General features: G+C 60.8%; 11 protein-coding genes. 7 read left to right on the top strand and 4 right to left on the bottom strand.

Annotated elements, in window-relative coordinates; genetic code table 11:
* On the bottom strand, positions 1 to 1,371 hold the full coding sequence (locus ACTNBZ_RS00240; protein WP_441207635.1) for an ethanolamine ammonia-lyase subunit EutB: 1,371 nt from the start codon (positions 1,369 to 1,371) through the stop codon (positions 1 to 3).
* A gap of 23 nt (positions 1,372 to 1,394) precedes the next feature.
* A complete protein-coding gene (locus ACTNBZ_RS00235) occupies positions 1,395 to 2,828 on the bottom strand; it encodes an ethanolamine ammonia-lyase reactivating factor EutA (RefSeq protein ID WP_441207634.1) in 1,434 nt (477 codons plus the stop codon).
* A gap of 291 nt (positions 2,829 to 3,119) precedes the next feature.
* On the opposite strand from ACTNBZ_RS00235, the gene ACTNBZ_RS00230 reads away from it, so the two are divergent.
* Both ACTNBZ_RS00230 and ACTNBZ_RS00225 read left to right on the top strand, forming a co-directional pair.
* Entirely contained in the window at positions 3,120 to 3,305 is a 186-nt protein-coding gene (locus ACTNBZ_RS00230) for a hypothetical protein (RefSeq protein WP_441207633.1), read from the top strand.
* Between the two features lie 58 nt (positions 3,306 to 3,363).
* The gene (locus ACTNBZ_RS00225) at positions 3,364 to 3,534 is read left to right on the top strand and encodes a hypothetical protein (protein ID WP_441207632.1); all 171 of its coding nucleotides are present in this window, start codon (positions 3,364 to 3,366) and stop codon (positions 3,532 to 3,534) included.
* Between the two features lie 149 nt (positions 3,535 to 3,683).
* Here ACTNBZ_RS00225 and ACTNBZ_RS00220 read toward each other — a convergent pair whose 3' ends face one another.
* Both ACTNBZ_RS00220 and ACTNBZ_RS00215 read right to left on the bottom strand, forming a co-directional pair.
* Positions 3,684 to 3,863 (bottom strand): hypothetical protein, encoded by a 180-nt coding sequence (locus tag ACTNBZ_RS00220; protein WP_441207631.1) that lies wholly within the window; start codon positions 3,861 to 3,863, stop codon positions 3,684 to 3,686.
* A gap of 228 nt (positions 3,864 to 4,091) precedes the next feature.
* Positions 4,092 to 5,291: a LuxR C-terminal-related transcriptional regulator gene (locus ACTNBZ_RS00215; protein ID WP_441207630.1), complete on the bottom strand. Its 1,200-nt coding sequence runs from the start codon at positions 5,289 to 5,291 to the stop codon at positions 4,092 to 4,094.
* A gap of 351 nt (positions 5,292 to 5,642) precedes the next feature.
* Here ACTNBZ_RS00215 and ACTNBZ_RS00210 point away from each other — a divergent pair, with 351 nt between their 5' ends.
* The 5 genes from ACTNBZ_RS00210 (at position 5,643) to ACTNBZ_RS00190 (ending at position 12,764) form a co-directional block, all read left to right on the top strand.
* Positions 5,643 to 6,446, top strand: coding sequence for an SDR family NAD(P)-dependent oxidoreductase (locus ACTNBZ_RS00210; protein WP_441207629.1), 804 nt, complete (start codon positions 5,643 to 5,645; stop codon positions 6,444 to 6,446).
* Positions 6,447 to 6,723: 277 nt separating this feature from the next.
* Positions 6,724 to 8,400, top strand: coding sequence for an efflux RND transporter periplasmic adaptor subunit (locus tag ACTNBZ_RS00205; protein ID WP_441207628.1), 1,677 nt, complete (start codon positions 6,724 to 6,726; stop codon positions 8,398 to 8,400).
* Between the two features lie 34 nt (positions 8,401 to 8,434).
* Positions 8,435 to 9,130, top strand: a complete 696-nt coding sequence (locus ACTNBZ_RS00200; protein WP_441207627.1) for an ABC transporter ATP-binding protein — start codon at positions 8,435 to 8,437, stop codon at positions 9,128 to 9,130.
* A complete protein-coding gene (locus ACTNBZ_RS00195; RefSeq protein ID WP_441207626.1) occupies positions 9,127 to 10,362 on the top strand; it encodes an ABC transporter permease in 1,236 nt (411 codons plus the stop codon). Before ACTNBZ_RS00200 ends, ACTNBZ_RS00195 begins: the two co-directional genes overlap by 4 nt.
* 20 nt (positions 10,363 to 10,382) lie before the next feature.
* On the top strand, positions 10,383 to 12,764 hold the full coding sequence (locus ACTNBZ_RS00190) for an S-layer homology domain-containing protein (RefSeq protein ID WP_441207625.1): 2,382 nt from the start codon (positions 10,383 to 10,385) through the stop codon (positions 12,762 to 12,764).
* Positions 12,765 to 12,809: the final 45 nt, after the last annotated feature.

The raw sequence follows: 12,809 nt of genomic DNA, 5'->3' as shown, positions 1-12,809 counted from the left end.
TCACCCCCTGCGTGTAAAGATCGTGGGATCTCCGGCTCTCGGCGTCAGCCTGCCGTTCTCCATGATCCCCATCTTCTCCAGCCAGCCTTCAAACTCCCGGATGGGCCGCAGGCCCAGCACCTCGCGGATGGCTGCGGCGTCATGATAGGCGTTGGTCTGGTAGTTGAGCATGATATCGTCCCCGGCGGGAACGCCGAGAATATAATTGACTCCCGCGCCGGCCAGCAGAAGAGACAGGTTTTCAATGTCGTTCTGATCGGCCATCATATGGTTGGTATAGCAGCAGTCGCAGCCCATGGGGACTCCGGAGAGTTTTCCCATGAAATGATCCTCCAGCCCGGCGCGGATGACCTGACGGCTGTCATAGAGGTACTCCGGTCCAATAAAGCCTACCACTGTATTGACCATGAACGGCTCAAACGCCCGGGCAAAGGCGTAGCAGCGGGCCTCCATGGTGACCTGGTCGGCGCCATAGTGGGCGTCTGAAGAGAGCTCGCTGCCCTGCCCGGTCTCAAAATACATCACATTCGGGCCCTTGGCGGTCCCCCGCTCCTTTAACAGCTGACGGGCTTCCCGAACCGTGTCTGCGCAGAAGCCAAAGGCGCTGTTCCCCTTCTGGCTCCCGGCGATGGACTGAAAGATCATATCGCAGGGGGCGCCCCGTTTTACCGCCTCGATCTGAGTGGTGATATGGCCCAGCACGCAGATCTGGGTGGGGATCTGAAAGCGGTTCTTCACCTCGTCGAACCGCTTGAGCACCTCCATCAGGCTGGACACGGTATCATTGACGGGATTCAGTCCCAGCAGCGCGTCGCCGCTGCCATAGCTGAGTCCCTCGAACAGGGACGCGGTGATCCCCTCAATATGGTCGGTGGGATGGTTGGGCTGCAGTCTGGTGGCAAGGGTGCCCCGGCAGCCGATGGTGGTGTTGCAGGTGGCCGTGATGCGGATCTTGTTGGCGGCATAGACCAGATCCAGGTTGCTCATGAGCTTGCAGACTCCGGCAACCACCTCCGCAGTCAGTCCGCGTCCCAGCCGCTTGAGGTCCTCCTCCCCGGAGGCGTCCCCCAGGATGTACTCCCGCAGCTCTGCCATGGTCCAGTTCTGTATTTTCTCGTATACCGCGCTGTCGATGGAATCCTGGTTGATCCGTGTCACCTCGTCATCCTCATAGGGGACCACCGGATTCTCGCGCAGGTCCCGTACCAGCAGATGGCTGAGCACTTCCTTGGCCGCGATGCGCTCCAGATCCGATCCCGCGGCGATCCCCGCCAGAATGTCCCCGGATTTTTCCTCGTTGGCTTTGGCCAGCACTTCTTTTACGGAATGAAAAGTAAATGTCTTTCCAGCCAGCAGCGTTGAAAAGCCCATCTCTTATCCTCCTCTTCTTTCAGTCATCCAAAAACCAGAGTCTTTACCACGACCGGCACCACCAGCCCGTCCATCAGCGGACGGCCGATATCCACATAATCGTTCGCTTCCACTTTGACGCCGTCTATCGCGGCTGTCTTTCGTCTGCCGCCGGTCTCGGACCTCATGGCCATGCCCAGTGCTTTGGCGATATCTTTCTCCAATATGACGATAATGGGCTCGCCTTCCGGCAGCAGCCGGTCCATCACCTGTACGATCATCCGGGCCAGGGTTTTGATCTCCCCATATGTGGGATCCGCTTTTCCCGGCAGGGCAAGCACGATCCGCCGGCTGTCGCTCTGCCGCAAAAACCACTCCGTCTTCTGCGCGAGCTTTTCGGCGCTGCCGTCCAGACAGTCCTGCTGTTCCTCCATATCCAGCTTCAGCACCGGGACGTTCTTGACCGGGAAAATACCGTCGGAGCAGGTGATGGTACTGCCCGAAAGGCTGGTGGTGTAGGTCCCTGCGCCCACCACCGTGGCGCGGATGGTCTCGCTGGCCGAGATGATCTTTTCTCTCTCCGGCAGGAAACGGGCTCGGATGGAGTTTCCCAGAAACACGCCGATGTCGCCGTACCGCAGCGGGTCCGTTTCGCCCGGGGAGCGCACACAGTCCGCCACACCCCCCGAAAAACAGATCCGCTCGGCCCGCCTGATGATGCGCAGCTCGGAGCTGTTGGGCGTTTCCACCCACCCAAGCAGTGGCTCCGCAGGCGCAAGGCCGATGGCCTGGGCCAGCAGGTCGGCCATCTTGTCTGTGATCCGGCCCAGCTCCGCCGGGGTGATTTTTTGCCCGACCACGGGCCGGACGCCCACCGCCTCCGCCACCGCTCCCGCCGCCGGGCTGACGGAGGTCACGGTATAATCCGCCGCCAGGCGGATCAGGCGGCCGCCGATATCGAAGCAGCCCTTGCCTATGATATCTCCGCTGTCAAAAAGCACGATATTGGTGGTGCCGCCGCCGATATCCAGATTGACCACGGCGCAGTCATGGTCCACGCTGTACTGAAACGCGCCGCTCCCCTTGCCGGCAATGATCGATTCCAGATCCGGTCCCGCCGTGGAGACCACAAACTCGCCGGCAAATCCGCTGAGCTGTTCCGTGATCAGGGCCGCGTTTTCCTTGCGGGCAGATTCTCCCGTAATGATCACCGCGCCGGTGTCGAGCTGCGCAGGGGTAAGCCCCGCCGCCCGGTATTCCCTCTCCACGATCCTCCGGACCCCTTCTCCGTCCAGCAGGGAGGCCGTTTTCAGCGGTGTCGTATGGACCGGGCTTTTATAGACCAGCTCTTTGCCGACAATGGAGATGCGGGGCACCGAAAAGTAGCCGGCAGTATTCTCCATCCTGATACGGCTGAAGATCACCTGGGTGGTCGATGTGCCAATGTCTATTCCAACACTCAAGATCGCCGACGACACTTTTCCATCTCCCTCACCGCACAGTCCCTGATGAAAACCAAAAAAGGCCAAGACAACACATTTGTTGTCCAAGCCTTTTTGCCATAATACAGTACCCTATTGTACTGTAATCAAATATTCTTTTGAAATGACACAGTATGATGATACAGGCAGAATCTTTTCAAATAAGATGTAAAAAGTATAGCATAGATCTCAGGGGTTGACAAGATACAGCTTGCCGCTTTTCAGCGTCAGCCGCCGCGGCCGCATATTCCGCCCGCACCGCGCAGATACTATCCGCGAGGTGATCCCATGAAAAACGAACTGCCCCTCGGCTTGGGCATGGCCCTGGCCCAGAACGAGGCCGCCATGAAACAGTTTGAGTCCATGACAGAGCCGGAAAAGCAGGCCGTCCTGCAGCGGGCCCACGGCGTCCGGTCCAAACAGGAAATGCAGCGTCTGGTCTCTTCTCTCAGCGCGCCCGGCGCGCAGGGATGACTCCCCGGCATGCATACTCTCCTTTGAAAAGGGCCATATTAACCGCGGGATGATCAACATGTCTCAGCCGCAGCCAACCGGTCCGGACCGGCCGAAAATCAAGCGTCGGAATGCCGCGCATCCCCGGGGAGACAGGCCCATCCCGGATGTATATCCGGTCATCGACAACGATCTGGCCCGGGACAATCTGGAAAATGATATCCCGGCGGCAGATCTCCAGGACCTGTAGCCGGGCCCCACCGCCGCCCCGGGCGGAATGCAGCCAAAATGCCCCCGGCACAGACGTGCCGGGGGCAAATGACGGTTTCAGGCCTTACGGGATGCCGGCTTTTATCCTGCGGCGGCACAGCCCGGCGGCCGCTTTTCTCCCCACTCTCTTTACTTCGGCTCCGCACCCGGCCGCAGTTCCGGATAGCGTTCAAGCAGCCAGTTCAGCAGCTGCAGCTCGCTCCGAAAATGGAATATCTCATTTTCCGCCGCCACGCTGCCCTGCCAGGTGGCGCCCTCTGCAGATGTAATCTGAACCGTAAATCGTGCAATCACCTTTTTCTCCATCATATCACCTTCCCTGCTGCCCTTTGGGCATCACACCAGACGCTGATATTCATAAATTCCTAATTCATTATTACATGGTCCACAGGCAAAAAACAGTAGCCCTATAGCTGAAACAGGGCTACTCTTTCCCAAAACAGGGCTACCATCTTCCTCTGCAGCCGTGCAGGAAAAGGTGTGCACTTCATTGGACGCAGAAAAGGAGCCGGCATACAGCCGGCTCCCGGTCTTTTTCTAGTTTGGGACGTCCGTTTCCCGATCCGCCTTCGCAGTAAGTTCACTTCTGCTGGACACCTCAAGTTTTGAAAAAATATTGGCGGTGTGCTTTTTCACCGTATGCTCGGTCACGTTCAGATCCGCCGCGATATCTTTTCGTTTTTTGTTTTCCAAAAGGGCACGGAGTACCTCTGCCTCTCTGGCTGTCAGCATGGAGACTGCCGGCCAGCCGGCCATGATCTGCGCGATGCGCTCATCAGGCAGTGCCGCCGCGCCTTCACGTCCGGAAGCCGCGCCCGCCGCCGGGGATCCTTCCGCGCTCTCTTCTTTGGCGGCCGGGACCGCAACGCCCTTTTTCGACCCTCCGGAAGCGGCCTGTAAGGGATCTGTCTCCGGCAGGCCCGGCCATATGCCATAGTCCTGCATCATGCCGTACAGCATCAGCAGAAGCAGTCCGCTGGCAATGTAGGAAACCGACAGGAATTCAAAATCCGAGTAAATAAGCTGCTCGACAAGCCAGATGGCGACATTCAGGAACACGACCGCCAAAAGCAGCGCGGCATGTTTGCAGGACACCGTCTTTTTCCCGATGATAGAGGTCAGGACCGCACCGATCATGGCTCCGAAATAGGCGAGCAGATATACCAGATATATAACATGCAGTGGTCCGTATTCTTTGTCCAGTCTGGCCATTCCATTCACGAATACCAGTGTGGCCTCCTTATAATAGCAGTCCAGATAGCCCGGACTGGCAGCTACAAGAAAGACCCCAACGCCGATCCAGAACAGTACGCCCAAAAGCCGCTTTCGGTAACGGATGCGGCAGATATCCAGGATGGCCATCAGCATGCCAAGGGGAAGAAAGACCGAGCCAAAATAAGAGATGCGGTTGGCCAGCAGCGCCTCCTCCAGCGTTTTTGAGACCGAGAGCGCAAGATATCCCAGGTTCACGATCACGACGGAACCGTAGGTCATCAGCAGCCAGATACTTTTTTGACGCACAAGGGCGCAGTAACCGACGAACAAAAACAGGGACAGGGCAGTCGTAATCCCATACGCAATGGACATATTCGTTGTTTTCGCAGCCAATGCGGCGTCTCCGCTTTCTGCAGCAAACGCTGTCAGTTCCATAGCAAAAATAAAGAATAGCAACGCCGCTGCGCCCCCCCCACAGCCTCGGCCTGTATTATGATTCCGCAGAGCTTTTGCCTGTTTCATCTTCTTTCCCTCTTTATAGAGAACTTTTCCCTCCGGTTACGGCATGTAAATGGGAATTGTATGAAATTATAGCACCCTTGCAGCGAAAAAGCCACCGCAAATATACCCGGGCGTGCCTTCCAGCACATATATGCCTCACTTCGTTGGGCGTCCTTTCCTCTCCCTTTTGTAAAAACGGCGGTCCCCTTTCCGGCCGCACATGCTTCCCGCCGTCAGATCAGTATAGGCAGATTAAATTTTTTAAACTCAGCAGGTCGTTTTCTATGGACAAACGGTGAAGCACGTTTTATAATAAAGGTACTGATAATCGAACCAACCCGTATAGAATGTCATATAAGGAGGATATTTATTATGGACAGACTCAAAGGTAAGGTCGCCGTTGTCACCGGCTCCACCAGCGGCATCGGCATTGGCATCGCCCGGCTGTACGCCGCCGAGGGCGCCAAGGTGGTCATCTGCGGCCGCCGTGAGGAGAAAGGTCAGGCCGTTGTGGACACCATCCGCAGCGAGGGCGGAGAGGCCTGGTATCATTTCATGGACATCACCTCTCCCGAGAGCATTGAGAAGCTCTTTGCCGATACCGCCGAGAAGTACGGCAAGATCGACGTTCTGGTCAATAACGCCGCCAACGTGGGCCTGAAGGACGGCCGCGTGGACGAGCTGACCCTGGACATGTGGGACGCGGTCTTCCAGAGCGATATGCGCGGCACCTTCTATTCCATCAAGTGCGTGCTCCCCTACCTGCAGAAGAATGAGGCGGGTGGCTCCATCATCAACATCGGCTCCATGGCCTCCTGCGGCGGCGACCTGGGCTCCACCGCCTACGCCTGCGCCAAGGCCGGTGTGGATATGCTGACCAAGTCCACCGCCCTGCAGTACGGCAAGCAGAACATCCGCTGCAACTGCGTGCGTCCCGGCCTGATTGTCACCCCCCAGAACGAGGCCCACGTGCCCCAGGTGCTGAAGGATATCTTCCTGAGCAACATCATGGTCAACCGCTATGGCTGCCCCGAGGATATCGGCCACATGTGCGTCTACCTGGGCTCCGATGAGAGCAGCTACGTTACCGGCCAGGTCATGACCGTGGACGGCGGCCTGAACTCCCACGTCTCCACCGTCGCCCAGTTCAAGCAGCTTCAGTCCCGCACCTGGTAATCTGTGATATCCGCCTGCTTTCCCGGCAGGCTAGAATGCCCCCGCTCCCGGCTTTATGGCCGGCGGCGGGGGCGTTTTTTTGTTTCGGAAGGATTTTCCGGCGATGCCGCAACTTTTTTCCTCCTCCTTCGTCTATACAGAATAAGGCCGGGGGCTGAAGATTAAATTTAAGGTTTTATTAAGAACTTGTCACCATTTTGAAAGTATCTTCACGCTCGCCCCATGCTACAATGTATGTATTGCAGGTATGAAAAAACTGGCACAGGAGGAAACGAATATGACCGAACAACAGACCCCTGTTCTGGACCCGGGCACACAGTCCGCCCCCGCCGCTCCGGCGCCGGCCAAAAAGAAACACAAAAAGAAGAAAGCCGGGAAGATCGTTGCAGCCGGCGCGGTACTGGCCGCGCTGGCCGTGGGCGGCTTTCTGATGTGGAAATTTGTTCTCAGCGATCCCGAGGAAGAACAGGGCGAGGTCCTGACCGATATGGTCTACTACGGCTCCATCTCCAGCATGGTGGAGGGCAGCGGCGTGGCCAAGGCCAAGTCGGCCTCCACCATCACACTGGCCGCCAACGGGACGGTGAACGAGGTCTTTGTCACCGAGGGCCAGCAGGTCCAGGCCGGCGACCCCCTTTACACCATCCGCAGCGAGTCTGCCGAGCAGGCCGTCACCTCCGCCCGGGAGAGCCTGACCTCCCTTAATGAGGATATGCAGAAGCTCCGTGAGGACCTCTCTGAGCTCACGGTGCGCGCCCCCTTTGCCGGCAAGCTGATGGATGCGGGCGAATTCTACCCGGATGACAATATCGCCGCCGGCACCAAGATCGCCACCCTGGTCAACGACCGGAAGCTCAAGCTCTCCCTCTATTTCAGCTATGCCTATGAGAGCAGCATCTCCGTGGGACAGAGCGTCCAGGTCTCGGTCCCCGCGGTGATGGGATCCTTCTCCGGCAAGGTGGAGAAGATCAACAAGGTCAGCTTCATCACCCCCGAGGGCTCCAAGTGCTTCGAGGTGGTCTTCGTCATGGACAACCCCGGCACTCTGACCCAGGATATGGACGCCTCGGTAACCTTCAGCGCTGCCGACGGCACCCCCATCTACCCCTACGCCGATGGGCAGCTCAAATACTATGAGGTCCGTGACATCTCCACCAAGGCCGGCGGCCCCCTGGTCAAAGCCGACCTGCTCAACTACGCCGACGTCTCCTCCGGTCAGGTCCTGATGGTGCTGGGTGACGACGATGTTCAGGAACAGATCAAGGCCAAGAACGAGCAGATCCAGGAGGCCCAGCAGAAGCTGGAGGACGCTCAGAAGGCCCTGTCCGACTTCAACGCCGTGGCTCCCATCAGCGGCACCGTCACCTCCTGCGGCCTGGTGGCCGGGGAGGACGTGGAGAGCGGCAGGGTGGCCGTCTCCATCGCGGACACCACCGTGATGAACGTGACCATCGACGTGGACGAGCGCAACGTGGGCAACATCCAGACCGGCATGACCATCGATCTCACCGACTGGGACGGAAATATGTTCATGGGTATCGTAGACGGCGTCAGCCTGGAGCCCAAGACCGACTCCGGCGTCACCACCTATCCGGTCTCGGTGCGGGTGGACAATCCTGACGGCGCCATGCGCAACGGCCAGACCGTCAACTACAGCTTCGCCGCCAGCCAGAGCCTGAACTGCCTGGTGGTCCCCGTCATCTGCGTTCACTACGTCAGCGACGTCGACGGCAACAACCTCTCCGTGGTCTACCTGAAGGCCGACAGCGCCCCCGAGAACATGGTGGAGCTTCCTGAAGAGATCGCCAAGGAGATCCCCGAGGGCTTCTACCCCGTGGAGGTGGAGGTGGGCCTGTCCGACACCTCCAATGCCGAGATCCGCTCCGGCCTGAACGAGGGGGACGAGGTATTCACCAACATTATCAAGGAGCAGGCCGACAATTACGGCTGGTAAGGTCCCGATGAGCGCCGGATAGGAGCTGATACATTTGCTCATTGATATCAAGGACGTATATAAGATCTATAACGAGGGCTACGAGAATGAGGTCCGGGCCCTCAACGGCGTTTCCCTTCAGATCGACCGGGGCGAGTTCGTCACCATCGTGGGCCAGTCCGGCTCGGGCAAATCCACACTGATGAACATCCTGGGCTGTCTGGACATCCCCACCTACGGCGACTACCACCTGGACGGCACCGACGTGACCGAGCTCAGCGACCGGAAACTCTCCCACATCCGCAACAAGCAGATCGGGTTTATCTTTCAGGGCTTCAACCTGATCCCCGCCCTCTCGGCCTACGAGAACGTGGAGCTCCCCCTCATCTACCAGGGGGTCCGCGCCGGGGAGCGGGAGGACCGGGTTATGGACGCGCTGGAGCGGGTGGGTCTGGCCGACCGCCGGGGCCACAAGCCCACCGAGATGTCGGGCGGCCAGCAGCAGCGGGTGGCCATCGCCCGGGCCATCGCCACCCATCCCCCCATCATTCTGGCCGACGAGCCCACCGGCGCGCTGGACTCCAAGACCGGCCTGCACGTGCTGGAGATCCTCCGCCGGCTCTACAAGGAGGGCACCACCGTCATCCTCATCACCCATGACAACGGCATCGCCGCCACCGCGCCGCGGATGGTGCGCATCTCGGACGGCGTCATCGTCGCCGATCACCCCCAGGAGGTGGACTGGCTGTGAACTTTATCCAATCGGTCAAGCTGGCCTTCAAATCCATCATCGCCCGGGGCGGCCGGACCTTCCTCACCATGCTGGGCATCATCATCGGCCTGGCCGCCGTCATCACCCAGATCACCTACGCCAAGGGCCAGAGCAGGGAGATCATGGAGTATTACGCCAGCATGGGCACCAACCAGATCAATGTCTACGCCTACAAGTGGGGCGCGGGCAGCGACAGGGTGTTCCAGAGCCTGTACGACTACTGCCTCCAGCTGGGCGACCTGGTGGAGGGCGTCACCCCCAGCGGCACCACCTGGGGCACCATCAAGTACCAGACCAAGAATTCCGACTCCATGAACTACCAGCCCCAGGTCTACCTGGGCAGCGACCAGTGGTCCCTGTGCAACAACTTCTCCATCGGCTCCGGCCGGGACCTGTCCTACCTGGATGTGAAGAGCTACCGGCAGGTCTGCGTGCTGGGCTCCCGGGCCAAGGAGCTCTTCTTCGACTACTCCGACCCCATCGGCAAGACCCTCACCATTAGCGGCGTTCCCTTTGAGGTAATCGGCGTCTATGCCCAGAAGGATTTTTCCGACCAGGCCGAGGAGGGCTGGTCCATGGACAACGTCATCGTCATTCCCTACACCGCCAACCGTGCCCTGGCCGCGGTGAGCGGTTCCTACACCGACATGAGCGAGTTCGTGGTCAAGGCCAGGAGCCGGGAGGCCGTCACCGAGGCCATCACCCGGCTGGACGGCTTTCTCAAGGGCCTCATCGGCGACCAGCAGAGCGGCAACAGCTTCGGCTCCTACAGTGTGTACAGCGCCGAGCAGGGCCGGGAGCAGATGGAGGAGGCCACCAAAAAGCAGCAGAACATGCTGGGCGGCATCGCCGCCATCTCCCTGCTGGTGGGTGGCATCGGCATCATGAACATCATGCTGGTCACCGTCACCGAGCGCACCCGGGAGATCGGCATCCGCAAGGCCATCGGCGCCGAACGGCGCAGCATCATCACCCAGTTTCTCATCGAGGCCTGCATGATCTGCGGCATCGGCGGCATACTGGGCATCCTGGCCAGCTATCCGGCCACCTGGATCTACTGTAAGCAGCAGCTGGGCTATATCGTCAATCCCGACCCGTCCATCATGGTCACCGGCGTGGTGGTCTCGGTGCTGCTCGGCATCATCTTCGGCATGTACCCCGCCATCAAGGCCAGCGGCCTCCAGCCGGTGGACGCCCTTCGGGCGGAATGACGAAAGGAGAGAGTACCCGCATGAAATTCAGACGTATCCTGGCCGGCCTTGTGACGCTGGCCGCTCTGGCCGCCCTCCTGGTCCTGCCCGCCTCGGCGGCCGGGAGCGCCGCCTTCTCCGACATCAGCGACCCCGACGTGGCCGAGGCCGCCCAGGTCCTGCGCCTGCTGGGCGTGGTGGACGGCACCGGCGGCAATTCCTTCAACCCCGGCGGCACCCTGACCCGGGCCCAGTTCTGCAAGATGGCGGTGGACGTGATGGACAAGGGCGCGCTGGAGCCCGCCCAGCGCAGCCGCACCATCTTTTCCGATGTGGGGCCCCGGCACTGGGCCAGGGGCTATGTGAACCTGGCCTCCACCCTCACCACCTCCGGAGAGGCGGCTTCCTCCGGCGGCGAGGGGCAGAAGGCCGACCGGCTCATTCTGGGCGTGGGCAACGGCACCTTCCAGCCCGACCGCCCCATCACCTACGGCGAGGCGGTGGCCATTCTGGTCCGCATCCTGGGCTATAACACCGGCGACATCTCGGGCGGCGCCGCCTGGTATGACGGCTATCTGGCCGCCGCCCGGCAGAACGGCCTCACCGAAGGGCTCTCCCTGGGGGGCGGCGAAACCATCACCCGGGCCCAGGCCGCCATCCTCTTCCGCAACCTGCTCTTTACCGATATGAAGGACAGCGACTCCTGCTATCTGGAGGTCCGTCTGAAGGGCGTCCTCACCGAGGACGTGACCCTGCTGAGTATGGACGCCAACCAGGCCACCGGCTCCAGCACCGTCACCGTGGCCGTGGGCGGCCAGACCCAGTCCCCCAGAACCGACCGGGCCGCGGTGTCCTCCTCCCTGATGGGCGTCCGGGGCCAGATGGTCCAGGATAAGGACGGCCGTTTTCTCACCCTGCGGCCCAACTCCGCCGACTCCGTCCGCCGCGTCACCGTCTCCGGGCCGGTGGACGCCAACTACGTCACCGCCGCCGGCGGGGAGAAGATCACCATCCCCCCCGAGACCCCGGTGTGGAAAAACGGCGAGGCCACCAGCTTTGACAAGGTCTGGTCCTATCTCTATTCCGGCACGTCCATGGTGCTGTGCTACGGCGCCGCCGGCAAGCTGGACTACATCTATCTCTCCCCCGCCTCCAGCTCTGGCGAGGATGTGATGGTGGCCCGCACCGACCCGAAAGGCTCCAATCCCTTCGCCGCCCTGACCGGCGGGGATAAGGACTATCAGATCTATAAAAACGGCGTGCCAGCTTCGGTTTCCGACCTGCGGCAGTACGATACGGCCTTTTACGACAGCGGCGCCAGGATCCTCCACGTCTCCGACCTGCGTCTCACCGGCCTGTATGAGAACGCCTATCCCAATCCCACCGCTCCCTCCCGCATCACCATGCTGGGGCAGGACTTCACCGTGCTCCCCGGTGCAGTCTCCGACCTGGCGGCCTTCCGTCCCGGTGAGGATGTGACCCTTCTTCTCACCAGCGACGGCCGGGTGGCCGGGGCCGTGTCTCCCTCCACAGCCCGTTCCACCACGGTGGGCGTGGTGGAGAGCTGCTCCGCCGGGGAGGCCAGAGTGGTCCCGCTGATGGACCTCTTCAATGCCGGCGGCGAGCACATCGTCTTTCAGGGCGACCCGGATCTGAGCGAGAGCTCCGCCGCCAAGCTGGTGGGCCAGCTGGTCACGGTCTCCTCCCACAAGGCCGGCCATATCACCCTTTCCCGCCTCACCGGCAGCGGCGCGTCCGATACGCTGGACGTGGCTGCCCGGACCCTGGGCGGCGTAAAGCTGGCCGAGAACGTGCGCATGTTTGAGCGGGTGGGCGCCGGTACGCCCCGGGAGATCACCTTCCGCCAGCTCACCCGGGCCGCCGTGCCCGCCTCCCGCATCCAGTATGTGGGCAAGGATTACGCCGGAAAGATCAATCTGCTCCTTTTTGACGACGTGACCGGGGACCAGTACGAGTACGGCTTTGCCAAATATTCCGCTGCCACCCAGGACCCGGACGATCCCTGGAGCTTTACCAACGCCTCCATCTCGGTTGAAAACGGCGGCAGCGGGCTGGGGCCCCTCACCGGCGGCTCCTCCTTCCGCAACGGTGACGCCATCGGTATCGCCAGGTCGCTGGAGACCCGGGACGGCCGGAACAAGCTGGCCGGCTCGGTGGCCCTTGAGTCCCTCTCCGGCATCCGCCGCTCGGCCTATGACCCCGATGCGCGCACCATTACCGGCGGCGGCATGGTCCTTCCCGTGTCCGACCAGGTCTGGTGCTACAACAAGACCACCGGCCACTGGTTCTCCGAAGGGCTGGACGGTCTGGAGGAGGCCCGGGCCTATTCCGACGACCTCACCGTCTATTACGACAAGGCCCCCGAGCAGGGCGGCAAGGTCCGCCTGGTGGTGGTCCGCTGATCCCATTCTCTCATAAAAAACCCCCGGAGCCCATGCAAACGCATG

The organism is Pseudoflavonifractor sp. HCP28S3_F10 (assembly GCF_052065415.1).
GTDB lineage: Bacteria > Bacillota > Clostridia > Oscillospirales > Oscillospiraceae > Pseudoflavonifractor_A.
Note: the sequence above shows the minus strand (reverse complement) of the source record. Positions and strands in the feature narration are given on the sequence as shown.

Coding starts and splice junctions, on each gene's coding strand:
- ACTNBZ_RS00240 (WP_441207635.1), bottom strand. CDS start 1,371: ATGGGCTTTTCAACGCTGCTGGCTGGAAAGACATTTACTTTTCATTCC.
- ACTNBZ_RS00230 (WP_441207633.1), top strand. CDS start 3,120: ATGAAAAACGAACTGCCCCTCGGCTTGGGCATGGCCCTGGCCCAGAAC.
- ACTNBZ_RS00225 (WP_441207632.1), top strand. CDS start 3,364: ATGTCTCAGCCGCAGCCAACCGGTCCGGACCGGCCGAAAATCAAGCGT.
- ACTNBZ_RS00220 (WP_441207631.1), bottom strand. CDS start 3,863: ATGATGGAGAAAAAGGTGATTGCACGATTTACGGTTCAGATTACATCT.
- ACTNBZ_RS00215 (WP_441207630.1), bottom strand. CDS start 5,291: ATGAAACAGGCAAAAGCTCTGCGGAATCATAATACAGGCCGAGGCTGT.
- ACTNBZ_RS00210 (WP_441207629.1), top strand. CDS start 5,643: ATGGACAGACTCAAAGGTAAGGTCGCCGTTGTCACCGGCTCCACCAGC.
- ACTNBZ_RS00205 (WP_441207628.1), top strand. CDS start 6,724: ATGACCGAACAACAGACCCCTGTTCTGGACCCGGGCACACAGTCCGCC.
- ACTNBZ_RS00190 (WP_441207625.1), top strand. CDS start 10,383: ATGAAATTCAGACGTATCCTGGCCGGCCTTGTGACGCTGGCCGCTCTG.